Origin of the sequence: Serratia sp. CY76391, assembly GCF_052166695.1 — a bacterium.
Lineage (GTDB): Bacteria > Pseudomonadota > Gammaproteobacteria > Enterobacterales > Enterobacteriaceae > Serratia > Serratia nematodiphila.
This window is the reverse complement of the sequence record NZ_JBJNOJ010000018.1, coordinates 1-25,281: the sequence shown is the minus strand read 5'-3', so window position 1 is coordinate 25,281 and position 25,281 is coordinate 1. Positions and strand designations below refer to the sequence as shown.

General features: G+C 53.7%; 30 protein-coding genes, 3 tRNA genes and 1 pseudogene. 21 read left to right on the top strand and 13 right to left on the bottom strand.

Annotated elements, in window-relative coordinates; translation table 11 throughout:
* Positions 1-7: 7 nt before the first annotated feature.
* Positions 8-1,168, bottom strand: a complete 1,161-nt coding sequence (locus ACJ8PN_RS24525; RefSeq protein WP_197755851.1) for a NapC/NirT family cytochrome c — start codon at positions 1,166-1,168, stop codon at positions 8-10.
* 233 nt (positions 1,169-1,401) lie between these two features.
* A complete protein-coding gene (locus ACJ8PN_RS24520; protein ID WP_351109404.1) occupies positions 1,402-1,824 on the bottom strand; it encodes a nucleotide triphosphate diphosphatase NUDT15 in 423 nt (140 codons plus the stop codon).
* A 247-nt stretch (positions 1,825-2,071) separates the two neighbouring features.
* On the opposite strand from ACJ8PN_RS24520, the gene fruB reads away from it, so the two are divergent.
* From fruB to fruA, 3 genes are read left to right on the top strand one after another with little or no spacing between them, the layout of a single operon-like run.
* Positions 2,072-3,205: a fused PTS fructose transporter subunit IIA/HPr protein gene (gene fruB, locus ACJ8PN_RS24515; RefSeq protein WP_351109402.1), complete on the top strand. Its 1,134-nt coding sequence runs from the start codon at positions 2,072-2,074 to the stop codon at positions 3,203-3,205.
* A complete protein-coding gene (gene fruK / locus ACJ8PN_RS24510; RefSeq protein WP_004935702.1) occupies positions 3,202-4,143 on the top strand; it encodes a 1-phosphofructokinase in 942 nt (313 codons plus the stop codon). Before fruB ends, fruK begins: the two co-directional genes overlap by 4 nt.
* An 11-nt stretch (positions 4,144-4,154) precedes the next feature.
* Positions 4,155-5,840 (top strand): PTS fructose transporter subunit IIBC, encoded by a 1,686-nt coding sequence (fruA, locus tag ACJ8PN_RS24505; protein WP_060559952.1) that lies wholly within the window; start codon positions 4,155-4,157, stop codon positions 5,838-5,840.
* A gap of 60 nt (positions 5,841-5,900) precedes the next feature.
* Here fruA and nfo read toward each other — a convergent pair whose 3' ends face one another.
* Positions 5,901-6,740: a deoxyribonuclease IV gene (nfo, locus tag ACJ8PN_RS24500; RefSeq protein WP_004935697.1), complete on the bottom strand. Its 840-nt coding sequence runs from the start codon at positions 6,738-6,740 to the stop codon at positions 5,901-5,903.
* A gap of 98 nt (positions 6,741-6,838) precedes the next feature.
* Positions 6,839-7,912 carry a YeiH family protein gene (locus ACJ8PN_RS24495; protein ID WP_351109400.1) on the bottom strand — a complete coding sequence of 358 codons (1,074 nt, stop codon included), beginning with the start codon at positions 7,910-7,912 and terminating at the stop codon, positions 6,839-6,841.
* A 292-nt stretch (positions 7,913-8,204) separates the two neighbouring features.
* Between ACJ8PN_RS24495 and ACJ8PN_RS24490 the strand changes: the two genes are divergently transcribed.
* Positions 8,205-9,434 carry a tyrosine-type recombinase/integrase gene (locus ACJ8PN_RS24490; RefSeq protein WP_442535320.1) on the top strand — a complete coding sequence of 410 codons (1,230 nt, stop codon included), beginning with the start codon at positions 8,205-8,207 and terminating at the stop codon, positions 9,432-9,434.
* A gap of 382 nt (positions 9,435-9,816) precedes the next feature.
* Here ACJ8PN_RS24490 and ACJ8PN_RS24485 read toward each other — a convergent pair whose 3' ends face one another.
* From ACJ8PN_RS24485 to ACJ8PN_RS24460, 6 genes and pseudogenes are all read right to left on the bottom strand, one after another.
* Entirely contained in the window at positions 9,817-10,200 is a 384-nt protein-coding gene (locus tag ACJ8PN_RS24485) for a hypothetical protein (protein ID WP_442535319.1), read from the bottom strand.
* A 13-nt stretch (positions 10,201-10,213) separates the two neighbouring features.
* The gene (locus ACJ8PN_RS24480; RefSeq protein ID WP_442535318.1) at positions 10,214-10,420 is read right to left on the bottom strand and encodes a ParE family toxin-like protein; all 207 of its coding nucleotides are present in this window, start codon (positions 10,418-10,420) and stop codon (positions 10,214-10,216) included.
* A pseudogene (locus ACJ8PN_RS24475) lies at positions 10,417-11,139 on the bottom strand (ParB/RepB/Spo0J family partition protein). Before ACJ8PN_RS24475 ends, ACJ8PN_RS24480 begins: the two are co-directional and overlap by 4 nt.
* Before the next feature lie 72 nt (positions 11,140-11,211).
* Complete coding sequence (locus ACJ8PN_RS24470) at positions 11,212-12,033, bottom strand: YfdQ family protein (protein WP_171454592.1); 822 nt, start codon at positions 12,031-12,033, stop codon at positions 11,212-11,214.
* A gap of 42 nt (positions 12,034-12,075) precedes the next feature.
* Entirely contained in the window at positions 12,076-12,438 is a 363-nt protein-coding gene (locus ACJ8PN_RS24465; RefSeq protein WP_442535317.1) for a hypothetical protein, read from the bottom strand.
* Positions 12,439-12,617: 179 nt separating this feature from the next.
* Positions 12,618-12,746, bottom strand: a complete 129-nt coding sequence (locus ACJ8PN_RS24460) for a hypothetical protein (protein WP_442535316.1) — start codon at positions 12,744-12,746, stop codon at positions 12,618-12,620.
* Between the two features lie 221 nt (positions 12,747-12,967).
* Between ACJ8PN_RS24460 and ACJ8PN_RS24455 the strand changes: the two genes are divergently transcribed.
* Positions 12,968-13,978, top strand: a complete 1,011-nt coding sequence (locus ACJ8PN_RS24455) for a hypothetical protein (RefSeq protein WP_442535315.1) — start codon at positions 12,968-12,970, stop codon at positions 13,976-13,978.
* Here the strand turns inward: ACJ8PN_RS24455 and ACJ8PN_RS24450 are convergent.
* A complete protein-coding gene (locus ACJ8PN_RS24450) occupies positions 13,959-14,204 on the bottom strand; it encodes a hypothetical protein (RefSeq protein ID WP_442535314.1) in 246 nt (81 codons plus the stop codon). The genes ACJ8PN_RS24455 and ACJ8PN_RS24450 overlap by 20 nt on opposite strands.
* Before the next feature lie 357 nt (positions 14,205-14,561).
* On the opposite strand from ACJ8PN_RS24450, the gene ACJ8PN_RS24445 reads away from it, so the two are divergent.
* Positions 14,562-14,867, top strand: coding sequence for a hypothetical protein (locus ACJ8PN_RS24445; RefSeq protein ID WP_442535313.1), 306 nt, complete (start codon positions 14,562-14,564; stop codon positions 14,865-14,867).
* Positions 14,868-15,494: 627 nt separating this feature from the next.
* On the opposite strand, the gene ACJ8PN_RS24440 is transcribed toward ACJ8PN_RS24445, so the two are convergent.
* Positions 15,495-16,160 (bottom strand): LexA family protein, encoded by a 666-nt coding sequence (locus tag ACJ8PN_RS24440; RefSeq protein WP_442535312.1) that lies wholly within the window; start codon positions 16,158-16,160, stop codon positions 15,495-15,497.
* Between the two features lie 104 nt (positions 16,161-16,264).
* On the opposite strand from ACJ8PN_RS24440, the gene ACJ8PN_RS24435 reads away from it, so the two are divergent.
* The 14 genes from ACJ8PN_RS24435 (at position 16,265) to ACJ8PN_RS24370 (ending at position 23,591) form a co-directional block, all read left to right on the top strand.
* Positions 16,265-16,495 (top strand): helix-turn-helix transcriptional regulator, encoded by a 231-nt coding sequence (locus ACJ8PN_RS24435; RefSeq protein WP_072008241.1) that lies wholly within the window; start codon positions 16,265-16,267, stop codon positions 16,493-16,495.
* Between the two features lie 58 nt (positions 16,496-16,553).
* A complete protein-coding gene (locus tag ACJ8PN_RS24430; RefSeq protein ID WP_442535311.1) occupies positions 16,554-17,087 on the top strand; it encodes a YmfL family putative regulatory protein in 534 nt (177 codons plus the stop codon).
* Between the two features lie 34 nt (positions 17,088-17,121).
* The gene (locus ACJ8PN_RS24425; protein ID WP_033653818.1) at positions 17,122-17,421 is read left to right on the top strand and encodes a hypothetical protein; all 300 of its coding nucleotides are present in this window, start codon (positions 17,122-17,124) and stop codon (positions 17,419-17,421) included.
* Positions 17,422-17,606: 185 nt separating this feature from the next.
* Positions 17,607-19,136, top strand: a complete 1,530-nt coding sequence (locus tag ACJ8PN_RS24420) for a DEAD/DEAH box helicase (protein ID WP_442535310.1) — start codon at positions 17,607-17,609, stop codon at positions 19,134-19,136.
* On the top strand, positions 19,133-20,119 hold the full coding sequence (locus ACJ8PN_RS24415) for a DUF7146 domain-containing protein (protein WP_049269897.1): 987 nt from the start codon (positions 19,133-19,135) through the stop codon (positions 20,117-20,119). The genes ACJ8PN_RS24420 and ACJ8PN_RS24415 overlap by 4 nt, the downstream gene beginning before the upstream one ends.
* Entirely contained in the window at positions 20,103-20,681 is a 579-nt protein-coding gene (locus ACJ8PN_RS24410) for a recombination protein NinG (protein WP_063990587.1), read from the top strand. The genes ACJ8PN_RS24415 and ACJ8PN_RS24410 overlap by 17 nt, the downstream gene beginning before the upstream one ends.
* Positions 20,678-21,349, top strand: a complete 672-nt coding sequence (locus tag ACJ8PN_RS24405; RefSeq protein ID WP_442535309.1) for a hypothetical protein — start codon at positions 20,678-20,680, stop codon at positions 21,347-21,349. The genes ACJ8PN_RS24410 and ACJ8PN_RS24405 overlap by 4 nt, the downstream gene beginning before the upstream one ends.
* Before the next feature lie 183 nt (positions 21,350-21,532).
* Complete coding sequence (locus ACJ8PN_RS24400) at positions 21,533-21,769, top strand: TA system antitoxin ParD family protein (RefSeq protein ID WP_442535308.1); 237 nt, start codon at positions 21,533-21,535, stop codon at positions 21,767-21,769.
* Positions 21,738-22,073: a type II toxin-antitoxin system RelE/ParE family toxin gene (locus ACJ8PN_RS24395; protein WP_420276788.1), complete on the top strand. Its 336-nt coding sequence runs from the start codon at positions 21,738-21,740 to the stop codon at positions 22,071-22,073. The genes ACJ8PN_RS24400 and ACJ8PN_RS24395 overlap by 32 nt, the downstream gene beginning before the upstream one ends.
* Before the next feature lie 248 nt (positions 22,074-22,321).
* A tRNA-Ile gene (locus tag ACJ8PN_RS24390) sits at positions 22,322-22,398 on the top strand.
* A gap of 2 nt (positions 22,399-22,400) precedes the next feature.
* Positions 22,401-22,479: transfer RNA gene (locus tag ACJ8PN_RS24385), tRNA-His, on the top strand.
* A gap of 2 nt (positions 22,480-22,481) precedes the next feature.
* Positions 22,482-22,556 (top strand) — tRNA-Gly (locus ACJ8PN_RS24380).
* 460 nt (positions 22,557-23,016) lie between these two features.
* Positions 23,017-23,211 (top strand): hypothetical protein, encoded by a 195-nt coding sequence (locus tag ACJ8PN_RS24375; RefSeq protein ID WP_442535307.1) that lies wholly within the window; start codon positions 23,017-23,019, stop codon positions 23,209-23,211.
* 137 nt (positions 23,212-23,348) lie between these two features.
* A complete protein-coding gene (locus ACJ8PN_RS24370) occupies positions 23,349-23,591 on the top strand; it encodes a hypothetical protein (RefSeq protein ID WP_442535306.1) in 243 nt (80 codons plus the stop codon).
* A 25-nt stretch (positions 23,592-23,616) separates the two neighbouring features.
* Here the strand turns inward: ACJ8PN_RS24370 and ACJ8PN_RS24365 are convergent, their stop codons facing one another.
* Positions 23,617-24,294, bottom strand: coding sequence for a DUF4145 domain-containing protein (locus ACJ8PN_RS24365; RefSeq protein WP_442535305.1), 678 nt, complete (start codon positions 24,292-24,294; stop codon positions 23,617-23,619).
* A 328-nt stretch (positions 24,295-24,622) separates the two neighbouring features.
* On the opposite strand from ACJ8PN_RS24365, the gene ACJ8PN_RS24360 reads away from it, so the two are divergent.
* Positions 24,623-25,099, top strand: coding sequence for a hypothetical protein (locus ACJ8PN_RS24360; RefSeq protein ID WP_442535304.1), 477 nt, complete (start codon positions 24,623-24,625; stop codon positions 25,097-25,099).
* Positions 25,100-25,281 lie beyond the last annotated feature (182 nt).

Below are 25,281 nucleotides of genomic sequence, written 5' to 3'. Positions count from 1 at the left end.
TTCTCCCTTAAAGCTTGGCCGGTGCGGCAGGTGGCATGTCGCTGGCGTGTTTTTGTACGTATTGTGTCAGCACGCGCAGCTGTTCCTGCGTCAGCGAGGTACGCGGCGCCATGCCTTTGATGACGCCGATCCATTGGTTGGCGTTGAAGCGATCGAGCGCGGTCAGCCCGTGGCAGCCGGTGCAGTTGGCCGACATCATGTCGGCGGCGTAGCGCCAGATTTTTTGCTGATCGTCGATCAGCTGCTTGCGCGGCAGCCACACCTGCAGAGAGACCTGATGCCAGACCAGGCCGGTTTCCGCATCGGTCTGGGTGGACGCGGTCTTCAGCTGTTGGCGCGCATCCTCACCCAGCAGCACGCTGAGGATGCGTTTGCCCTGCGCGGCGTAGAATACTTCGCTGACCCCGTCTTGCTGCCAGCCGCTCACGGTGGCCAGCACCTTGTCGCCATCCTGTTTCACCACCTGCACTTCGGTGGACGGCATCAGGTTGCCGGCATTATGGCTGTCGTCCGCGCTGAGGAAGAACGGTTCGGTGGCGATGGTGTAGAGGGTGGTGGCGCCCGGTGCGGTCAGCGCCGCGGCCTTGGCCAGCTCGGCGGCGCCGGCCTGGGTTTCGCCGCTCATGTCCGGCAGGATATGCGCCACGCCCTTGTGGCAATCGATGCAGGTTTCGCCCTGTTTGATCGCCACCGGGTGCTGCAGGCGCGCCTCAGGGCGCTGGGCGGTGATGTCCATGGCGTCGTAGCTGTGGCAGGAGCGGCAGGTGGCCGAGTCGTTCTCTTTCAGCGTTTTCCAGACTGACTGCGCCATCGCCAGCTTGTGCGCTTCGTATTTCTCCGGCGTATCGATGGTGCCGACCATCTCGCCGTAGATGTCTTTTACCGCGCGGATCTTGGTCCACAGGTAGTCGATCGGCTGGTGCGGCACGTGGCAGTCGGCGCACTCGGCGCGGATGCCCTTGGTGTTCTGGAAGTGGACGCTGCCCTGATATTCGGCCAGCGGCTGTTGCATGGTGTGGCAGGAAACGCAGAAGGCGGTATCGCTGGTTTTATGGAAGACGGTGGCGGTCCCGGCCAACAGCGCCGCGCCGAGGATAATCCCCAGCAGCAAAAGCCATAGCCATCCCCACCGGCGCTTTTTTTCAAAGCCAGTCAGTTTTTTGCTCATGGTAAACCCGCTTATAATTATGAATTTAAAATAAAATCTTGCCAAAAGGCCACCGACCGGAGGTCAGAATGCCACGTCGATTGCAGGGGTAATGATAGAAGAGGGTTAACCCCATAGGGTTATCCGTAGTCAAAAAAATGGCGTATATCGCAAAAAATAGCGTTATATTCTAATTTATATAGCGATAGGGCGCTGCGGCAGGGGAAGCGAGCGCAGCACGCGCTCGCATTGGATCAGACCGCTGGCAGGTAGGCCAGGCCGCTCAGCCACAGGCGGATGGCGGTGCGGCTGGCTTCGAAATGGGGTTCCGGCAGGGCTTCAGGCGCGCACCAGCGCCACTCGGCGCATTTCTCGGGCTCTCTCAGCTCGGCGTTGCCGCCGGGGTGATCCACCTGCAGGCAGATTGACACCGTGTGTTTGCCTTCGGCGCGCCAGGTATGCAGATTGTTGCTGACGCCAACGAAGCGCGGCGGGTCGATGAGCAACCCGGTCTCTTCGGCGATTTCGCGCTGGGCGCACTGCTCGAAGGTTTCACCGGCATCCAGATGCCCGCCGGGGATCGACCAAAAGGGCGCGTGGGAACCGCAGCGTTTGCCCAACAAAATCTCGCCTTGAGGGTTGACGATGATCACCCCGACGCCCGTTACTACGTTCATGCTTTTCTCCGTCAGCAAGGTTTCAGCACAGTATGTCATTTTGCCCCGGCGCTGGCCAATACGCCGGCAAAAGTGTGCGTAAGCTCAAAAATTTGCAATGGCGAAAGGGAGAAAGCTTGCTTTCGCCTTGTGCTGCTCACACACTCCTTGAAACGTTTCAGCGTTGTTCGGCCGCTTGTGGCGAACGGATAACGCTCCTTTTTCTCAATGAAGCTGAAACGATTCAATTCAGCAGGAGAGGAGAGTCATGTTCCAGTTGTCACCTCAAGACATTCATCTGGGCGCCGTTGCCGACGGTAAGCAAGAGGCCATCCGCCTGGTGGCCGCCGCCCTGACTGAAGCCAGCTGCGTCAGCGCCGGTTACGTGGACGGCATGCTGCAGCGCGAACTGCAGACGTCCACCTATCTGGGTAACGGCATCGCCATTCCGCACGGCACCACCGATACCCGCGATCTGGTGTTGAAAACCGGCGTGCAGGTGTTCCAGTTCCCGCAGGGCATTGCGTGGGGCGAAGGCCAGACCGCCTATGTGGCGATCGGCATCGCCGCCCGCTCCGACGAGCATTTGGCGCTGCTGCGCCAGCTCACCCACGTCCTGAGCGATGACAGCGTGGCGGAGCGGCTGGCGCAAACCACCTCTGCGGAGGAACTGCGCAGCCTGCTGATGGGCGAACAACAGAGCGCCGAATTCCAGTTCGACGTTTCGCTGATTACGCTCGACGTCGCCGCCGACAGCCTGATGACGCTGCAGGCGCTGAACGCCGGCCGGCTGCAAAAGGCCGGCGCGGTCAACGCGCAGTTCGTCAGTGATGTCATCACCCGCAAGCCGCTGAACCTGGGGCAGGGCATCTGGCTGAGCGACAGCGTCGAAGGCAACCTGGCCAGCGCGGCCACCGTCAGCCGCCCGGCGCAGGCTTTCGTGGAAGACGGCGAGCCGGTGGCACTGCTGCTGACGGTGTCGGTCGCCGACGCGCAGCCGCTGGCGGTGCTCAACTACCTCAGCGATCTGCTGTTGGCCAATAAAGCTGAACGCTTGCTGAAGGCGGATGCCGCCGGCGTGCTGGCGCTGCTGACCAGCGAAGTGGCTGAGGAGAGCAGCGTGCTGAGCGCCGAGTTCGTGATCCGCAACGAGCACGGTCTGCACGCGCGGCCGGGCACGGCGCTGGTCAACGTGATCAAAAGTTTCAACAGTGACATCACCGTCACCAACCTGGACGGCAGCGGCAAGCCGGCCAACGGGCGCAGCCTGATGAAGGTGGTGGCGCTGGGCGTGAAGAAAGGGCATCACCTGCGCTTTACCGCCAATGGAGAAGATGCTGAAGCCGCGCTGAAGGCGATTGGCGAAGCGATTAATGAAGGACTGGGCGAGGGCGCAGCATGAGCAGAAGAGTAGCAACGATCACCCTGAACCCGGCGTACGATCTGGTGGGTTTCTGCCCGCAGATCGAACGCGGGGAAGTCAACCGGGTAAAAACCGCCGGCCTGCACGCCGCCGGTAAGGGCATCAACGTCGCCAAGGTGTTGAAGGATTTGGGCATCGACGTCACCGTCGGCGGCTTCCTGGGCAAAGACAATCAGGACGGTTTCCAGCTGCTGTTCAGCGATCTGGGGATCGCCAACCGCTTTCAGGTGGTGCCGGGCCGTACCCGCATTAACGTCAAGCTGACGGAAAAAGACGGCGAAGTCACCGACTTCAACTTCTCCGGTTTCGAAGTGACGCCGCAGGACTGGGATCGCTTCGTCAGCGACTCGCTGAGCTGGCTGGGCCAGTTCGACATGGTGGCGGTGAGCGGCAGCCTGCCGGCCGGCGTCGATCCTGACGCATTTACCGACTGGATGACCCAGCTGCGCGCCAAGTGCCCGTGCATCATTTTCGACAGCAGCCGCGAAGCGCTGGTCGCCGGGCTGAAGGCCTCGCCGTGGTTGGTCAAACCGAACCGCCGCGAGTTGGAAATCTGGGCCGGCCGCCCGCTGCCGGCGCTGGCGGACGTGGTTGAGGCCGCGCATGCGCTGCGCGAGCAGGGCATCGCCCACGTGGTTATCTCCCTCGGTGCGGAAGGCGCGCTGTGGGTTAACGCTTCCGGCGCCTGGATCGCCAAACCGCCGTCCTGTGAGGTGGTCAGCACCGTGGGCGCCGGCGATTCGATGGTCGGCGGCCTGATTTATGGCCTGCTGATGCGCGAATCCAGCGAGCACACCCTGCGTCTGGCCACGGCGGTAGCGGCGCTGGCGGTCAGCCAGAGCAACGTCGGCGTGACCGATCGTCCCCAGTTGGCCGCGATGATGGCGCGCGTCGATCTGAAACCTTTCAATCAATAGCAGGAGGCAGAATGAAAACGCTGCTGATGGTAGACAGTTCGCTGGGGCAGGCCCGTGGCCACCTGGCGAAACGCATGCTGGAGGCCGCCGCGGCCAAAACCGGCCTGACGCTGGTCGAGTCGCTGCAGGACGCCGAACTGGTGGCGGTGGCGGGGCAGGCTGCCCCTGCTGACGCCGGGCTGAACGGCAAATTGGTGTATGTGGGCGAGGTAGAACAGGCGGTGCGTGAACCGGACGCGTTTCTGGCGCGCGCCCAGGCCGAAGCTGAAACCTATCAGGCGCCGCAGGCGGCGGCTGCGGTGAAAGCCGGTGGGCAAAAACGCATCGTGGCGATCACCGCTTGCCCGACCGGCGTGGCGCACACCTTTATGGCTGCCGAAGCCATTGAAAGCGAAGCGAAGAAGCGCGGTTGGTGGGTGAAGGTGGAAACGCGCGGCTCCGTAGGCGCCGGCAACGCCATCACCCCGGAAGAAGTGGCGGCGGCGGATCTGGTGATCGTCGCGGCGGACATCGAAGTGGATCTGGACAAGTTTGCCGGCAAACCGATGTACCGCACCTCGACGGGCCTGGCGCTGAAGAAAACCGCGCAGGAGCTGGACAAGGCGCAGGCCGAGGCGGAAGTGTTCCAGCCGCAGCAGCGCGGCAACGCGGCGCCGGCGGCGAAAAAGAAAGAGGGCAACGGCCCGTATCGTCACCTGCTGACCGGCGTGTCCTACATGCTGCCGATGGTGGTGGCGGGCGGTTTGTGCATCGCGCTGTCGTTCGTGTTCGGCATCAAGGCGTTTGAGGTCAAGGGCACGTTGGCGGCGGCGCTGATGCAGATCGGCGGCGGCTCCGCCTTCGCGCTGATGGTGCCGGTATTGGCCGGTTTCATCGCCTTTTCCATCGCGGATCGTCCGGGCCTGACGCCGGGCCTGATCGGCGGCATGCTGGCGGTGAGCACCGGCGCCGGGTTCCTCGGCGGCATCATCGCCGGTTTCCTGGCGGGTTACGTCGCCAAGGCGATCAGCAGCAAGCTGCGTCTGCCGCAGAGTATGGAAGCGCTGAAGCCTATCTTGATCATTCCGCTGGTAGCCAGCCTGATCACCGGCCTTATCATGATTTACGTGGTCGGCACGCCGGTGGCGAAAATCATGGAAGGCCTGACCCATTGGCTGCAATCGCTGGGCACCGCCAACGCTGTACTGCTGGGGGCGATCCTCGGTGGCATGATGTGCACCGACATGGGGGGGCCGGTGAACAAAGCGGCCTACGCCTTCGGCGTGGCGCTGCTCAGCTCCTCGGTGTATGCGCCGATGGCAGCCATCATGGCCGCCGGTATGGTGCCACCGCTGGCGATGGGCCTGGCGACGCTGCTGGCGCGCCGCAAGTTCCCAAAATCCGAACAGGAAGGCGGCAAGGCGGCGTTGGTGCTGGGGCTGTGCTTCATCACCGAAGGGGCGATTCCGTTCGCCGCCCGCGATCCGATGCGCGTGCTGCCGTGCTGCATCGCCGGCGGGGCGCTGACCGGCGCACTGTCGATGGCGTTCGGCGCCAAGCTGATGGCGCCGCACGGCGGGCTGTTCGTGCTGCTGATCCCGGGCGCGATTTCGCCGGTGCTGCTGTACCTGGTGGCGATCGCCGCCGGCACGCTGTTGGCCGGGGTGGCTTATGCCCTGCTGAAACGTGCTGAAGTACCGGCGGCCAGCGTGGCGTAACGGCGAGCCAGCCATAAAAAACCGGAGCCCAGGCTCCGGTTTTGTCGTTTGGGCGCCGCGTTACTGCTGCGCCTTCAGCCAGGCGATCTCTTCCGCCCAGATATCCGGGTTTACCGTTTCCAGAATCAGCGGGATATTGTCGAAACGCGGATCGCGCATGATGTAGCTGAACACCGTTTTGCCGATGTTGCCTTCCCCCAGGCTGTGGTGGCGGTCGACGCGGCTGTTGAACTCGCTCTTGGCGTCGTTCAGGTGCATGCCGCGCAGGTAGTTGAAACCGACGATGTCACCGAGCTGTTTGAAGGTGTGTTCGCAGGTCTCTTCGGTGCGCAGATCGTAACCGGCGGCGAAAGCGTGGCAGGTGTCGATGCAGACGCCGACGCGGCTTTTGTCTTCCACGCCGTCGATGATCGCCGCCAGATGTTCGAATTTGAAGCCCAGGTTGCTGCCCTGGCCGGCGGTGTTTTCGATCACGGCCGTCACGCCGGCGGTTTTGTCCAGCGCGATATTGATCGATTCGGCGATGCGCGCCAGGCATTTGTCTTCATCGATTTGCAGCAGGTGGCTGCCGGGGTGGAAGTTCAGCAACGTCAGCCCCAGCTGCTCGCAGCGCTGCAGCTCGTCGATAAACGCCTCGCGCGATTTTTCCAACGCCTCGGCCACCGGGTGCCCCAGGTTGATCAGGTAGCTGTCGTGCGGCAGGATCTGCCCCGGCCCGTAACCGTACTGGGCGCAGGCGCTCTTGAACTTATCGATCACGTCGGCGGCCAGCGGCGCGGCCTTCCATTGACGCTGATTTTTGGTGAACAGGGCGAACGCGGTCGCCTCCAATTCGTGCGCGCGGATAACCGCCTGATCCACGCCGCCTGACGCGCTGACATGTGCACCGACAAACTTCATCTTCATTCTCCTGTGTTATCGGTGACATTATGGCATTGATGGCGGGCGGATTGAATGGTGAAAAGCGGCGGCCCGCCGAAGCGGGCCGCCGAGGGCGATTACAGCAGGTGTTGCACCAGTTGGTTTATCGCGCCGCCGCCGACCAGCAGCCAGACGAACAGCAGCGTCGCCAGCAGAATCGGTTTCACTCCGGCCTGGCGCACGGCGCTGATGTGGGTGGTCAACCCCAGCGCCGCCATCGCCATCGCCAGCATCCAGGTGTCGGCGGTGATCAGATGGCGCACCAGCGTGGCCGGCAGCAGGTTGAAGGAGTTCAGCCCGGCGACGGCGATAAACAGCACGGCGAACCACGGAATGGTGATGGCGGATTTTTCCGCCTTGCCTGCGCTGCCGCGGCTGATGTAGCCCGACAGCAGCAGCAGGAACGGCGCCAGCATCATCACGCGGATCATCTTGGCGATCACCGCTGCGTTTTCGGCGTCCGACCCGATGGCGTGCCCGGCGGCGACCACCTGAGCCACTTCGTGAATGGTGGAGCCGGCGTAAATGCCGAAGGTTTCCTGGCTGAACGGCAGCCACTGGAAGTGTTCATTCAACTGATACAGCCAGGGGTAAACGAAAATAGCCAGGGTGCCGAATACCACCACGGTCGAGACCGCTACCGCCACTTTGCTGGAATCGGCCTTCAGCACCGGCTCGGTGGCCATCACTGCCGCCGCGCCGCAAATGCTGCTACCGGCGCCGATCAGTATCGCGGTTTGGCTGTCGATGCCGAACACTTTCTTGCCGAGCCAGCAGGCCAGCAGGAAGGTGGTGATCAGGGTCAGCGCGTCGATGATGATGCCGCTGGCGCCGACGTCGGCGATCTGCTGAAAGGTCAGCCGGAAGCCGTAAAGGATAATGCCCAGACGCAGCAGACGCTGTTTGGCCAGCTGTACGCCGCTGTGACAAACGGTTTGCCAGTGGGGGTACAGCGTGTTGCCCACCAGAATACCGAGCAGGATCGCCAGCGTTAGCGCCCCCAGCCCCAGCTCCGCCACCCAGGGAATATCGCCGGCCCAGACGGCCAGCGCGGTGAGCGCACCGGTCAGCGCCAGCCCCGGCACCAGCCGCGGCAGGCCAAACAGCGGAAAGCGTCGCTCGGGATAGGTGTGAGTGGTATCAGTTGCCATAAAAGTCAGTCCTTCAGTCTGTTTCTTGCTGCTAAGAGTACGTTTGGGCTGAATAAAAGAGAAATTGATTATATATTTATAACCTATCTATATAAGTGGTATGGGGACTCTTTGGGACTTGTTGGGGCGATTTTTCCAGTAACCATGCGGCCTTAAGAGGTAAAACCACCTAATTAGAAAAATTGATTGGGCAACGTTGTCCAACGTTGGGACATAAAATCTTTGCCCATATTTGTGTCCATAATGCTGTATCCTTCTTCTCGGTGTGTCCATCTGGTGGCTTGAGGGGGCTATGGCGTTATCTGATACGTACTTAAAATCCAACTTGGGGCGAGGGCGTCTGAAGGTTGAAGAAAAGGCCGATCGTGATGGTTTGTGGGTTCGCTTATCCATCAAGGGTGCGGTCACTTTCTTCTATCGCTACCGATTCATGGGTAAGCAAGACAAGATGACCATCGGTTCATATCCCGCCATATCGTTAAAGCAAGCCAGAGAGGAGGTTGCAAAGCATGCTGCTGTGTTGGCTATAGGAAAGAACCCTAAAATCCACCGCGAGCTGGAGTTGGCTCGGTTAAATTCCTCTATGACGTTTGAACGGATGTTCCGCGATTGGTTCGAAATGGTCGAGAGCGGGAAAAAATGCGCGGATCAGGTGATGCGATCGTTCGAGCTGCATGTATTCCCTAAGGTTGGCAAATACCCGGCTTCTGAGATATCCCTACAGCGCTGGATAGAGCTATTGGATGCGCTGGCGGCTGTGTATACCGGCGTAACAAAGCGGATCCTTAACAAAACCAAAAATAGCTATGCCTGGGCGCACAAAAGGGGGGCTGTTGAGCATAACCCAGTCGTTACGCTTACATCTTCCGATTTTGGTATCAAAACCAATGTTGGTGAGCGTACCCTGGAGAGGAAGGAGATCGCTTTTATCTGGAAAGCCTGTGACCAATCCAGGATGAGCAATAGGAATAAAGCGATAATTAAGCTATGTCTTTTCTTTGGTTGTCGAGTTAGCGAGTTAAGATTAGCGGAAAAAGATCACTTTGATTTCGAAAATATGGTGTGGGTCGTACCGCCACAGAACCATAAAACAGGCTCAAGTACAGGAAAACCCATCATTAGGCCAATTATCCCTGGTGTTGTGCCACTTATTAAGTCAGCTATGGATTTAGCGCCGGGTAAATATGCTTTCTCAAATCGGACGGAACCGATGCCGAGTGGAAATCATCTGAGTATTACGGGGATGTTATGTAAATTTATGCTGAAGGTTTACAAGGAGAGCGTGCCCCATTTCACTGTTCATGATTTAAGACGGACAGCAAGAACCAATTGGTCGGAGCTCGCCGAGCCTCACATTTCTGAAATGATGTTGGGGCACAAATTGCCTGGCGTCTGGGGCGTGTATGATAAACACAAATACCTAGACGAGATGAGAACGGCATATAGCCTTTGGTGGGCAAGACTAATGGGGATTGTTGACCCGCAGGTTGCGGAGTTCAAGCGGCCTTCTGTCGCGTCTTGATATTACGATTCCCCCATGCAATGACCTCTTCACTTATCCAACGATTACCTTCCCTGAATGCTTGTTGTATAGGTTCAGGGAACGGCTCTTTAACGCCTTTCCCTTGACGCCAACGATGAATGGTGCGTCGATTAACTTCAAAATGTTTACACACTGATGATGTGCGCCAAAAACCACTATTTTCTATATTCATTGTTTCCTCTGCTTTTTAACTGTATCAATCCGCATACAGGCACAGCTGAGTCGCATCCATGCTGGCGGCTTTGCCGGCCAGTAGGGGGCGATCTTAGCTGCGTGCTTGTCGAGGATTTCGCGATAGGTGAGATTATTGGTAGGGGAGCGGTATTCGTTTAGAACCTCTTGTGCAGTGGTGTGCAGGTTATCATCTCGGGCTTTGTCCACGGCATTCACTCAGTAACCGATCAAACGTTTGCCGCCGTATGATGGCATTTACGGTTTCTTGATGCTCTCCCTCAAGGTAGGTCCATTTCGGCGCTCCCCGTTTTCTACCAATACCAATCGCTGCCTTGGAGTAATTGGCATATTTGGGAGAGACGTAAACAACCTTAATTTTCATTGAGCGTTCCGCCCAGCGCCGTTCGAAAGCGATGGATGTTGAACGAGTGATGATGTTTCGCAGGTTTTTAATGTCTATGTCATCAAACCCAGCATCAGGGAATGTGCTTTTGAGCAGGTCAATGTGTCCTTTGACGTCATAAAAACCGCCATCTTTCTGAAGAAAACAGAGAAGTTGATAGTTAGTCATCTCATTTCCTTAATTATGTGTTGTATTCGGAATGCGACATTAACCGCCATGTAGTGCCGTCGTCTTTTGAAAGTAAGCGCCAGCGTTTATTTACACGAAAGGTCAGGTACTTTTTGCCATAGGTTCTTTTGGGGAATAATCGACCGGCGCGGAACTGTTTTAATTTTTCCAGCGCCTTCGCAGTAATCCACAAAGGCGCATTATTCAGGTTGATGCTCATTGCTGGTGGCCTTCATTGCGATAATCATTAATTATCTGCATGACCTCGTCTTTAACGCCTTTGGCTAACATCAGTGAATCGGTATCGCCTTGCACGATTGGCACAGCATCAAACAGCAGCTCCAGCATTCGACGGGCTTTCTTGGCGCTGAATTGTGGCTGGGCGACGCTCTTAGTGATTTTTTTCTTACCGGATTCTTCGGCCTTTTTCATCAAGCGCGCGGCTTCACGGTCGGCATATACGCCATGCTCGCGGTTAATTTGAATAGCCAGGGCATAGTTAATGGAACCAGAACGCACCAGGCTCTTGATATAGGGACTGCATTCCTGCAATTGCAGATGCTGGAGGATATCGGACTCAGAACGCTTAACTTTCTTTGCGATCTCCGCGTTAGTCCAGCCCTGATTTACCAGCCGTTGATAGGCCGCGCCACGTTCGATAGGGGTAAGTGCTAGACCTTGCCAACAGCGCACCGTGGAAGCGATGGTGACCGTCGATAACCTTCACGCCTTGCTCGGTCACTTCAACTGCCAGCGGTGGTATATATTCCCCGCAATAAACGCATCCCTAAACTCTTCAACGTGCGCCTGATTTAATTCGCGAACGTTATAGCCATCTTCAGCATAAATTTCACTGAGTGGAACCAGAAACGTTTTGCGGGTAGTGATATCGGAACCGATGCTTTCTTTTGCAGAATAACGCTGACTTAAAGTTGCCATAATTATCTTCCATTCTGAGGGGGTGAAAATGCTTCACTATGCGCCACACACGGTGGCGCATAAGACTGCACTTTATTTAATTGAGCCTTCATAAACCGGGATGATTTCGAGCTGGTTTTCCAGGTCTACGACGATCTCAGTAAAAGCGTGCTCAACGATTTTTTTCGGTTCGATAAGTTCGTACCAAAGTGCTAAGCCGCCGTCTTTCAGGCGGTAGCGAATACGGGCTTCAACTTGGTAACGCACACCGTTGTGGAATGGTGCGATAGCTAGGCTGATTTTTTCCGGCAGGGAGGTGTTACCACTTCCTGATTTTTCATCGCTGTAGCTCATTTGGAACGTGCCATCTTGCAGGCGGCGCACCGATTTAAACTCAGCTTTGCGGGTTTCTTGGAACGCCAGCACCATTTCCAACAACGCCGTACCAGATGGGCCTTTGTAGTCATCGCTGACCGGCGCGATGTCTTGGATGTGGTTTTCGAGGAACTCGGCAAAGTCAGTCTGGTTCATCGCGCGCTTATCGCGTGCTGCCCATTCCTGCCATTCATCGGAATACGGACAGTCGTAGACAGCGCGATGGTTTGCCCACTCTGGTGAGTATGCCGCAGAGTGGTAATCCAGCACGGCCTCAATGCGGGTTTGCGATTTGTCGGCGAAGATTGCAGTACGCTGATCAGCGAATTTTTTAACGTAGGCAATCAGCGAGGACGCCGAAAGAAGACGTACCGCCTGACGAATCAGCGAAGGTTGAAGCTGAAAATGCTCGAGCGTTTGTACTTCATGGTTGTCAGGAACCACAGCTACCGGGATATCCGTTTTTGGCGTGAACGCGGTCAATGCCAATTCCTGAATTTCGCGTACTGAGCCATTAGCGAGGCTTGCAAGTTCTTGCATGCTATTTTCCTTAATTAATATTAACGTTGCTGGCTAAATTAATTAGCCGTTGGCTTGCAGCTTAATAGGCGCTGCGGCGGGGGCTGTATCAATGACTTTCAAATCCATTTGCACTTGAGAAGGATCATCACGCATTAAATCGCCATCGGCGGTTGAGAACATAATGGTGTCAGCCCGATCCAGTTCAGGAATGGATTTCTTGACGTTCGGGGTGATTTTCATCGTGTTTTCGTCGCGGCTGTTCAACATCTGGCAATTAAGCGTCAAAGTAACAGCGCCTTTCTTGCCGGTTTCGCGAACCATTTTAATAACCTCGGCCAGAGCTTCGGTAAGCTCCTGGTCTAAGGTGCCTTTGTTGATATAAGCCAGCTGCTGGCTAAAGGGAGTGCATTTGCTTTCAGACATACTATTTCTCCTCGTCACATACAGAGAAGAACTCGGGCCGGGTGACGCCCTCCACGGTTAAATGGATGCCTGAATTCTTCTCTCTATGAAAAAGGGCGGCTCGCCTACGAACATTATCTTCATCCTCCTTTGGGTTGGTTGAAGCTCGGCGGCCGCCAAAGACTACACACAGCAAAGATTTAGAGCGGGTGGCCTTTCTGGCAGAGGATTTTCACCAGGCGGGTAAAGAAGGTGAGGCGAACGGCCTGCACGGAAGGGACAACGCGCATACCGTCTACAACGATTGTGTTAGCATTGTGTTTGATCATGTTGAATCTCCGTTCTACTGGTCATGCCCCGGCAAAGATTGGCGTCTGCAGCCGGGGCTATTTATTTCAGAAGTACCAGCGCACCAGACGGTTTAGGTAGCTGGTGACGTCGCTATTGCCGAACTTGCGAATAGCGGCAGCTCGTATTGAGCGCATTTCCCGCCGTGCTCTTCGGCGTTCGCGCGTGGTTAGAATGATTGCCATCTGGTGCTCCTTCGCCTGTGGATAACTTGCTGGGTATGTATACAGTTATTGGTTGCATACTGACCTTATTGATGTGGTACTATCCGATCTCCACAATCCAAGAAGGGAAAAGCATGCTTTACGTGAAAGAAGGCGGTGTTCTGATAAAGCTTGATAATTGGGAACAAGTTTATACGCGGCCAAATTATGTTGTGGATATCGATTCAAAAGGTAAAGTATTGAATGAGGTCTTTGGTTATTACAAAAACGAACCATCGAGAGCTTGTGGCCTTAAAAATTGTCATGCTGGCCATAAAAAGGGCTTCATTGTAAGAACTGAAGATGGTTTGGAAACATGCATAGGCCACATATGCGGTACTACGATTTTTAAAGAAAAATTCGAAGTGTTGGCTCAAAGGATGGAAAGTGAAGTTAACCTCGAAATCTACAAAGAAACGGTTGCTAGCAAAAAGCAGAAAGTCTTTGAATATTGGCAACAAGCGGCCGAGTTGACCAGTGGCCCGAACGGAATACTAAAATTAGCGGAAAAAATAGAGCAAATTAAAGATCCGCTTGTCGTCGGACGTTACGCCGCGACTGAGTTATCGCGCATGGCTTCCAACCGAGACACTAAGGTTTTGAGCCCGCAATCTGTTCCAAAGGATAAAAACGAATACAATAACCCCGCCGAAGATGCACCAATTGAATATAAAACGGTGTTTGTAGTTATTGGGCAGATACAGCAGATAGAGATTTTAGCTTCCGATAACAGCTTAAGAGATCTCTATGAGAAGGAGATATCGCAGGTTTTGACGGCACTTGAAAATGTGGATTTAAATGCAATATCTCGGCGTCAACTCACTAATATAGGGCGTCGAGCTTCCATGCTAGATACCCGTATCGCCAGGGCGAAAGAACTGCAGGAATCGGCTATTAAATTCCTGCGTAAGAAGAACCTAAAACCCCTATACCATCAAATGTTTCCAATGGACAATGTGAGTCGTAAGGACTTAGGACTCTATAACGACTTTATAAACTCTCTAAAATAATTCTCTCGCTGGGCAGGGAAGCCCACGCTAAGTATTGGCCCTGATGGAGTGCTTCTGCTGTTTCTCCATATTCTTCATCGATAAGGAAACAGACAAATTCATTAAGCTCGTCAAAAAAAGCTCTGCCAAGGCAATAGCCATCGCTAGGGTGTATAACTAAAAAGGATTGTCTACGGGCAGTGCTCAACGGGACTGCGCTAGCTGGTTGAAACACAAGTTCTTTCATCGCTTTGCTCCTCAGTGGTTTTATGCCTACCGCCCCACACTGGCAGCGGCAGGGTAAATCCACTCGTCGTTTTAAGCTGCTTGTGCGTTCGCCGGGCGCTAACCGGTTACTTAGTGATGCCTTACGCCTCCTTTCCCTCACTGCGTCGCCGTGGGAACCCGACCTGTAACACCGTCGTCGCGTGGCTGGCCTGTAGGCCATGAACCGATTTACTGCTTCATTGGTTTGATCTCCTTTGTTGATAATTCGTCACCCTGTCCTGTCCGCTGCATGCCTTTAGTGTTATTCCCCCCTGCGGTCTGGATTTAAATCCCACGATGAATTAGTGTTAATTCCTGGACTGAAAAGGATTCAAAGATGAATACACAATCTTGGAATAAATACGCTGTATGCCCTCTCTGCAAAGCGAAATTTCGAATTGGGAGGGTTAACCGGCATATCAAAACACACAAAGACATAACACCTGAAAAAGAGCTCCTTATCAGAAATGCAGTTATTGTTTCGTTGAGAAACTCATACATTGAAGAGCAGCTTGAGAGTGATCGCCTAAGCATTCAGCAACGTAATATCAACGCTACCGATGTCCTGATGGGCAATAAACAGTACCGACATACTGGTAAAACAGTGTCTGGTGGCTCTTTTGGTCAGGGAAAGAAAAAGTGAAAATAGAAACGCTCGGGAAAAAATGCGTTTGCGAAGGAAGAAACCCCCAGTGCTCATATTGCGGTGGCTGGGGATATCTTGATGCAATTGGTGAGGCTAGAAGTTCCTCTGGTCCTGGGCAAATAGCACCTGCAAGAAAGAGGAAGAACTACAGTCAGCAACCAAGAAGGAAAAATATCACAGCCATGCGTCGCCAGAAGCCTGTAATAGAACTCATATGCGTGTTATGTGGCTGCGTGGTTGAGGACTTCTCATCTCATAATTGTGTCAATTCAAAGTAATTCGTCACCTGCCGATCTCGCATTCCGATTTTAACGGGTTAGCAGAGACATCCAGCGGGCCACCGGATTGTGGTTTGTGACTGCCCATCCCTGATTGTTAAAGAGCGTTCCGTAACGTTTGCGGCGGTGTTTTGCTGGTGGCGTTCCGGGTTGATGGAGTGAGTATACGAATTGTATTTTTATCTTGCAATACGAAATGTATACATAAAATACAGAAGTATACGTATCGTGGTGATTTTTATTGAAAAATTATTTGTGCACAATTCGCCCTAGAGTGAGGAAGGGGGGTTCTTTGAGGGAGGGAATCGGGAATTAAGAGAAAGCCCAGCATTGTGCTGGGCGTTGATTAAACCAAACGCATCATGGTTTGGATTGCAACTCCGATAATCTTGCAGTTGCCGTTGATCTCTTTCATCGGCCATGCAGGGTTCAGACCTTTAAGGTATTTTTGCCCGCCGTCGATGATGAGTTTTTTGAATGTGGCTTCATTGGCGTCAACCATCTTGGCTATAACGAGGCTACCATTGACGGCCTCACGACCCGTATCTACTAGGACTAATGTTCCTTCAGGGATACTGATCCCTGTTGGCGCTGTCATAGAGTCGCCATCGACACGTAGCCAGAACGCCTTACCGAAAACTTTTGCATCAGACTCGAACCATTCATCGATCTCATCGACGGTATACGGCTCCATTGCCTCAGCCCAAGCTCCCGCTTGAACCCAACTGATCAGCGGATACTCCCTGCCTTTTTTATAAGGCCCAGCAAATTTAACGTTTGAGGTTTCGGTGTGGTGCGAAGCTGGCTGAGAATTGCCAGGGTTAACAACAAAATCTTTCAAACCAATAAAATTCATTATGTTGGCGATGATTTCTATCCCTGGCTCCCTTCTGCCGTTTAGCCAGTGACTGACGGCACCTTTGGTAACCCCAAGGTGCTCTGCGAGTTGCTCTTGGCCAATGCGCGATTCCTTCATTTTGGCCTTGGCTGCTTCATACCATTTCATATTCATTCCTGAATTATACGGTTTGTATAGCCACTATCGAGACACAATTTGTATACTTAACTTGCGATCAATGAATACGATATGTATACTTCGTCGAAATAGGAGGCTCCATGAACAACATACAAGTGATTCGCAAGCGCCTGGGAATTACGCAGTCAGAGCTGGCTCAACTTGCTGGATGCACGCCGGGTGCAATAGGCCATTACGAGGCCGGACGACGGAGCATGGATATACAAACTTGTCGCAGTTTCGTGGCGATTTTTAACAAGCTTGGCGAGCCTGTTGGGTTGGATGATGTTTTCCCCCCAACAAACCACCGTGAAACAAGCCCATCAATTTGATGGGGAAAGTATTGCGCAATTTTCAAGGCTTAGTAACCACAGCCCGAGGAGTACAACTGTGTCACAGCAAAAAGCGCCGGACTGGCAGGCAGAAAAACAGCCTGAATGGGTGGTCAATTCCGCCCGAAAAATCATCACTGGTCTGCCTGGTGGCTATGCTGAGGCTGCGCAGTGGCTGGGGGTTACGGAAGACGCGCTGTTTAACCGTCTTCGCCCAAACAGCAACCAAATTTTCCCGATCGGCTGGTTCATGGTTTTACAGCGGGCTGGTGGCAATACCCACTTTGCCGACGCTGTATCCCGCCAGTCTCGCAGCGTGAACGTGCGTCTGCCCGAAGTTGAAGACGTCGATCGAGACGACATCAACGCCAAGCTGATGGAAGCGATTGAGTACATCGGCAAGCACTCCGAACTTGTCCGCAAATTTACCGAAGACGGCGAGATAGACGCCGCTGAGCGTAAAGCGCTGGACGGCAATACCTACCGCCTGATCGCGACGTTCCAGGAGCACATCCTGTTGCTCTATAGCGTGTTCTGCCCGGCGGAAGTCACCCCAATCCACACAGCGAAGTGGCGCGCTCCTATGCCGTAGGGACTGCTGTATTTCACAACCGGAGGGTAAGCGTATGCAGCCTGCATCGTTTGTTCGAACCGCCATGCCTGCGGTGTATTGCCGCGAGGATGCCGCATGGATTCAAGACCAGCTAGGTAAGTTACCGCACGGGCAGCGCGGGAAGATTGCGCACGCCTACGAGGAGGCTTACCGCACAGCGTTTGACGCCGAGGAGGTTTCTTACCGGCAGGAGAACGCAGGCCGCAAAGCGGCTAACACGCGCCTGCGGCTGTACGTCGAGCGGTATTCACGGGCAGGCCAGGGCATGACAACCGCGCCACCGCTGGTGGGGCAAAACAGGGTAGCGGCATGAATTTTTTAGCCGGTGTTTTTTAAACGGGGGAGAGGGGAAGGGTAAGAGGGGGGAAAGGGGGGTGATCGGGTTGGGGTGTGGGGGAAGGAACGGGCTTTACCAGAGAGAAGATCTTTAAGGGATCGAGTGTTTAAAAACGCCAAACGGACATTTAGACGGCTAGACGATTAAACGAGGAGATAACGATGACGCTTACAATCCAGCCACGCGAAAAACAGATAGTTGCACTGAACATGCTGCGCGCGGCGTGGAAGCAATACGCCTCGTTCATGATGTACGCCCCGGTCGGGTTCGGCAAAACCGCAATCGCGGCGCTGATCGCCAGCGGGTTCATCAGCCGCAACATGCGCATAATGTTTGTGGCCCCGTATACCGTCCTGCTCGACCAGACCGCAACGCGTTTTATTGAGTACGGGTTGCCAGCCGAGGAAATCGGCTACATCTGGCGCGACCATCCGGCCTATGACCCGAGCCGCCTTATTCAAATCGCATCAGCCGATACGCTGATCCGCCGGGACTTCCCCGAAAACATCGATCTGCTGATCATCGACGAAGCCCACCTGAAGCGCAAAAAAATGCTGGAGTTCATCGACGAGCTGACCGCTAAAGGCGTGAAAGTGATCGGGTTGTCCGGTACTCCGTTCTCGGCCTGGCTGGGGACGTATTACCAGAAGCTGATCAAGCCGACGACGATGAAAGAGCTGATCGCTATCGGCGCGCTGAGCAAATACGAATTTTACGCCCCATCGCACCCAGACCTGAGCGACGTTAAGACGTCAGAGCAGGCAGGCTATGGCCGCGACTACAACGAAACGCAAACGGCAGAGGTGATGAGCGACCCGACGCTGGTGGGCGACATCATTAAGAACTGGCTGGAGAACGGGGAAAACCGCCCGACGATCTGTTTTTGCGTCAACGTGGCCCACGCAAATTACGTGACCGTTGAATTCAGCAAAGCGGGCGTGACAGTTGAAGTTATGACGGCGGCGACGCCACACGAAGACCGCCAGATGACGATCCGCCGGTTTGAGCAGGGCATCACGAAGATCATCATCAACGTCGGCGTGCTGGTGGCCGGTTTTGATAGCGATGTCCGCTGCATCATCTACGCCCGTCCGACAAAATCAGAAATCCGCTGGCTGCAATGCCTTGGCCGTGGCCTGCGTACTGCGCCCGGTAAAGATCACTGCCTCATCTTCGATCACACCGGCACCGTGCATAAGCTCGGTTATCCCGACGATATCGAATATGACTACCTGCCTGCCAGTTCTGACGGGATGGAGAAAACGCCCGCGCGCGTGGTTAAGACTGATCAGCCGGAGCGCCTGCCGAAAGAATGCACCCAATGCCACTACGTTAAGCCGGTCGGCGTCTACATCTGCCCGAAATGTGGCTTCAAGCCTATCGCTGGTGAGGACGTCGAAACCGATAAGTCACGCGGCTTAAAAAAAGTGAAGCAAGCCAAGGAGGTTGTCACCAAAGAAGTGAAACAAGCCTGGTGGAGTCAAATCATCTACTACCAACGCATGCGCGCCGCCCAGGGCAAACCGGTTAGTGACGGCTGGTGCTCGCATGTCTACCGCAAAAAATTCGGGGTATGGCCGCAAGGGCTGTATCACGCACCGATGGCCATCACACCAGTGGTGAGCAACTTCATCAAATCAACGCAGATCGCCTACGCAAAATCTAAGCAAAACGAAGGGAAAGCCGCATGAATACCAAACAGGCAGCTATCGGCCATTGGCCGAAAATATTCGAGTTTTACGGCCTCCCCCCGGTAACTGGGAAAAAACATTTTAAGGGTGAATGCCCGCTGTGTGGCCGCAAGGGCAAATATCGTTGCGACGACAAGAACGGCACCGGTTCTTACATCTGCGCATGCGGCGCGGGTGACGGTTGGGCGCTGCTGACAGGGGCAACCGGCAAGGACTTTAAAACGCTGGCGGCAGAGGTCGATAAGCTGATTGGCCGAGTCTACTCGCCGGAAGAGGGTTATCAAGCTGGTGGCCCTTCATCTGGCATAGCCTCGCAACGCCAGCGCGTGAGCTGCAAGTTTGCATCGCTGACAAGTCTGAAAGGCACCGGCGCAGACCGTTACCTGAAGCTGCGCGGTATCACCAGTCTGCCACAAGACAACGTGCGCTACTGCGACCGGCAGCGCGCAGCGGGTGGCGAATACCAATCCATCTATGCGCTGGCAACGGACGACAAAGGCGAGCTGTGTTACCTGCACCGCACCCTGCTCGACGGGGACAAAAAGGCCACGGTAGCTGGCGCGCCGAAAAAGATGATGAAGCTACAGGAGGACAGCTATCTGGAACACGCCAGCTCGGTCGCTATCCGCATGTTCCCGCCGTCATCAACGCTCGGTATCGCCGAGGGCATCGAAACCGCGCTGTCCTGCCATCAAATCACGCAGTGCAACACATGGGCGACGCTGAACACCACATTCATGAAGAAGTTCCGCGTACCGCGTGGAGTGCAACATCTAATCATCTTTGCCGACGCTGACAAGAACGCATCCGGTCACGCAGCGGCGTTTGAGTGCGCCCGCGCCAACCTGCTGGCAAAGAACGATCTTAAACAAGTATCTATCCGCTGGCCGCAATCCGGCGACTTTAACGATCTGCTGCTTAACGGCTCAGAGGTCTACGAGTGGGTATTCCCACGCGAGGAAAACAATGAAAAAACCAACTAAGCCGAAGCAGTACAAGGCAAAAAAGTGTGCCCAATGCGGTGAAACGTTCACGCCGGTGAAGTACCTGCAAAAGGTATGTGGCCCGCTCTGCGCTATCGCATACCAGCGTGACGCGCGTAAGCGTCTTGAGGAAAGGGAACGTAAGGACAAGCTGAAAATTCGCAAACTGGCCGTTAAGCCGCTGCGCTACTTCATCAACCAGGCGCAGACCGAATTTAACGCCTACATCCGCGAGCGCGATGCCGACGAGCCATGCATCAGCTGTGGGCGCTACCACACAGGCCAATATCACGCAGGGCATTACCGCACGGTGGGGAGTCATCCGGAGCTGCGCTTTGATGAAGATAACTGCCACAAGCAGTGCTCGGTCTGTAACAACTTCAAATCCGCGAACCTGAGCGAGTACCGCCCTAACCTGATAGCCAAGATAGGCCAGGCACGTTTTGACCGGTTAATGGGGCCACCGCCGAAAGTCGGCAAGCTGGGCCGCAGTGACTATGAGCGCATCCGCGACACGTATAAAGCTAAACGCAAAGCATTGAAGCAGGAGAAGGCAGCATGATGACCCCAAAACAGAAACGAGAAATCAAACACAACGCCTGGGCGACTGTTGCCGGTGTTCCTCGCAAGAAATACCTGGGTAAGTACCAGCGCCTGACCCGGCTGCAAACATTGTGGATCACTTCGCTGCTGAACGCCTGGGGCGATATGTACGGCGGCAACACAGATGGGAAATTGAAGTGCAGCGGCGGCAGCGGTGTATGGGGGCAAATCATGCCTGAGCAGTGGGACGACGAAAGCGCGGCGCGAATTGTGAAGGTGCTGGGCGACCTGCGCACACTTGGGTATCGCGGGGAGGAGCAGTTGAAGAAGGCAACCACAATTCTTTGGCCGCACCGCTCGCTTGAGTCGATGCTGGTGGCTGCTGACGCTGGCGAGGAATGCGACTTCATGGAAAAAGCGGTGCTGGCGTCGATGAAGCACGACAACCCGGTTTACATCATCGGCAAGCTGTTCTACACGGGCCGGAACAATACAGTGTCGGTGCTGGGGCGCTACATGCAAAATCATTACGCGCCCTGGCTAACGCGCGATCAGGTTGATGACCGGGTGCGCTGGTGCATTGAAATATTCAATTCTGCGGTGTTCGTCGCCGTTCGTGCAGCTATCTGCATCGAAAATGAAGAAAAATGCAAAAATAGCTTGAAAATAGCCAAGGGAACTGCATAATACAGGTATGCTTTCGCGAAGCTGTACCATCAAGCGATGCAACAAAATGACCCGCCTGCGAGCGGGTTTTTTTCGTTCTGACAATAGCGGATGTTTTTTGCTGCATAGGGTTGCGTTACGCGACAATTTGTTGCATTATAATGGCGATACCGACATACAACCCCTATCTAGTGAGAGGCACCAATGGCAACCAGCATCCGACTCGACGACGATTTTGTCAGTGATGTTAAGGTTTATGCTGATGCTTCTAGTCGAAGCATTCCGAAGCAGATTGAGCACTGGGCGAGAATTGGCCGTATAGCCGAAGAAAACCCTGATTTGCCATTCAGTTTCATCAGCGAAGCCTTGCTTGCACAAAGCGAAGTCAAGAATCATAAGGTAACGCGCTATGTCAGAAGGACCGAACGGTCAGCAGATTGATGTTTATGAAACCAGTCGTTTTTCTAAAGCGTTGGCAAGATTACCCGAGCAATTGTTAAAAGTCGTTGAAGATGAAATTGAACGGATAATCGCTGATCCAGAAATAGGTGAGTTGAAGAAGGGCGATCTTAACTACCTTCGTGTGCATAAGTTTCAGCTCAATAACCAGCTTACGCTTTTAGGGTACAGTTGGGTTGAAGGCAAGCTGGAGCTTTATCTCTTGAGTTTGGGGTCACATGAAAACTTCTACCAAGAACAAAAGCGACAGCGTAAAACTGACCTGAAGCTGATTGATTCCCGCTAACAGCTCCAGAAGGGCGCACTTGGTATTGATACGCACTATCGCATCCCTTGGTGGGGGTATCTGAGTGCGTCCTTCTGATGTGAAGTGACACCGGGAAAGACCGGCATCCAACGGCAAGAGTATTTGCGGCGAGAAAAAACGCTTGCGGTATTATCCTCCCGTTCATATTTTCTGCGTGAGCCGGTTTATGGCCTGCTCTCACTTGCTATTCTGGTGTTGAATTGACAGCCGGGAAAGACCGGCACCCCAGCCCTTTAGCTCAGATGGTTAGAGCGCGTGACTCATAATCGCTCGGTCGCTGGTTCAAGCCCAGCAAGGGCTACCAAACCGCCATTAGCTTAGCAGGAAGAGCGGTTATCCCTAATGGAGATAACGGTACGGGGTTCGAGGCCTCGATGGCGGACCAACGCGGTCATCGTATAATGGCTATTACCTCAGCCTTCCAAGCTGATGATGCGGGTTCGATTCCCGCTGACCGCTCCAGACAATGGCGGAGCGCTTATGATTATTGGGCTTACCAAAATCGAACAATGGCAACCTAATACCGTGAGCGCTCCTTCATTGTGATGCACACTGAAAGTCGGAAAATCGGCTCCATTTCTAACCCTGGCTAACCGCGAGTTTATGGCGATTGACTGCACGGAGCTACCTATCTGAAAGTATTTTAGTTGCAGTGAATCCCACTATGCGTCGGGGTGAAACAGCGGAATTTCAAATCGGGAATTTGCTTGACAGAATCACGAGTCATGGTGACTGCTGGCCAACGGCTCACTGGGAGGCACCCAGCACTGCAACACTGATTTAGGCCCTGGCTAACTGCCGGGGCCTTTGCTGTTCTATCGATTATTGCTTGGTGACGTCATAGTCATAGATTATGAACAGGAACCAGCCTGTAATAAGAGCCAGTATGGTAAACCAGTAGATTATTAATCCCAGGAATTTCATGCATCCCCCCTTGATTGTTGCGGTATTGATAGCAACGGCAGAGAGGATAGGCCAAGCGATTTTGGCATTGATTTCAGCCGCTGGTGGTATCCAACGCCAAGTAAAAAAAAGCCAGCAGGAAAGCGCTGGCTATAAATTGGAACAATGTAACATCAGTAATAACACTACTGTTAGCCCTGCCTCAGGAGAGTGAGGAGGCAGGACTAACGATAATGGGTATCATCAGGATTTCAATATAATTCACAATGTGAATTATTTCGTCATGTTACCGATTTTAGGCGGCAACTACAGGCCCATGTATATGCGTGGGCTTTTTTATTGGAGAAAACCATGAAATTTGAAGAGTTATCGGAAGAGACGAAGAATTGCGCTCGTACTGCACTCTGTTCGTTATTGGTGAGGGACTGCCTTGAGGGTGCTGAGTCGGCCAAATCTGCTGGAGAGTATGTCGATGCAGCGTTTATCGCCATGGAGCATCATGATGATGCCCCAGAAGTGTGTAACGATGGTAAAGTAGAGCGCGGGCAGAACTATGAAGAAGTTGAAAGGGATGCTGACCACGATGGTGGTTAGTATTCATTCAAGCCCGCTCAACGCTCTACTGTTGCTCATGTTTGTTTGCTGCAACCATCGCCGGTAAAGTGAACGCATATAGAAGGAAGGTTTCAACAAAATCCAGTAATTCTCTTGTTTCTGACTCGTTGAACTCGTCGTCTGTATGGGTCGATGTATTTCCATCTAGCCTGACTATCTTTGCCCACTGCGCCATTTCAGGTGTTATTTTTCCGCTTTCTCTGAGCTTAAAAATTCGCTTTGAAAGATCGTTGACATCAATTCCTTCAGAAACACCTAAGACTTTTGTAGAGAGGTCTAAGGTTTTTCTGGCTAACATGACACACGTTGAAAATCTTCCTCGATTGAAATTATCTTCAGATTCGGAATAAACAGCTTGAATGTTGGCGGGAACATGTTCAGGGCTAGATGGCGTGTTGGGCTTCGGGTAAATATTAACCACGCGAGGGTGCTCTTCACTTGTTGGGAAGATAGCGTGATTTCTTTGGGTGCTGTGCGCCCATTGGATATAGCTACCATAGTGCCTCATTAGATTATCATCAGGGATAACTTCAGCGACTGTTATCCCGTTACAATTCCTACATAAAAAAATGAGTGCTAATAGACGTTTTAATGTCAGACGAACTTCCGCTGAACAAGTCAGTGTTGGCGTCTCTCGTAAACAATGTGGACAAGCGACATCATGTAAGGTAATAACTCCCATGAAAAATTTAACTCCTATCATTAATGAAATTGAACAGGTTCTTTCGCAATCGCAGCGACCGGAAGATGCGTTGTTCCGCTTTTATCAAGTAGCTGATCAGGAAACCAGAAACTCCATAGTGGTATCAATGATCGGAAAGCTGATTGAGCAGAGTAGACGATTGAAAATTAGACCGCGAAACTTGTGACCCTATCACCGGCAGGGTATACGCCGCCAGACGGACTCTGGCACCCATTCAGGGCTGCACTTCTGTGTGGCCTTTTTTCGCTCCCCGTTGATAGTGTGAGGCAGCATGTTAGTTACTGTAAATATGAACTAGGAACAGAAAATGACGATCACCTATGCAACGATAAATCAGCAGTACAGGGAGTTAGAGGCCAAACGCTCAGAGCGGAAGATAAAGCTGCAGCGAGATGTATCGGACCTTGTCGGGTATTACCGAGATTCACTACAGTTGCCTGGTTCGCACTGGGTTGATGCAGCAGGAAGAGAGCAAGGTTATGTGCGTGTAGGGATTCTTGTTGGTGGGGTGTTCAGGCACACACCAATTGCTTCACTTGAGCTTGATGATGCTCATCGGTTGAACTTCTCGCTAAAAACGATGGTTGATGTGTTGGTCACGTCCTATAAAGACTACATCCTTGAAATGGCCGTGTGGTACAAGGGCGATACGCTGTTCGTAGATTTTGGAGGCAAGTCTACGGTTGTCCAAGTCCCCCCGATTGATACCGCTGAGCGATTTAGCGTCGTATCCGATACGATTAAAAGCATTGTTATGTTCGGTGCTATTGACGACCGGTTATGAGTTAAATAAACGAGTTGGGGCCTCGCTGACGCGGGGCCTTTTTTATTTCAGGCAAGGAAAAACTTCATGAACAAGAAAAGGACGCGGCTGGTGGTCAATTCGCTGCTGCTGGTGGCTATTGTTGCTATGGCTGCATGTTCTGCTGTGTCGTTCACACATGCCAACGGCGCAAGGGGGCAGAG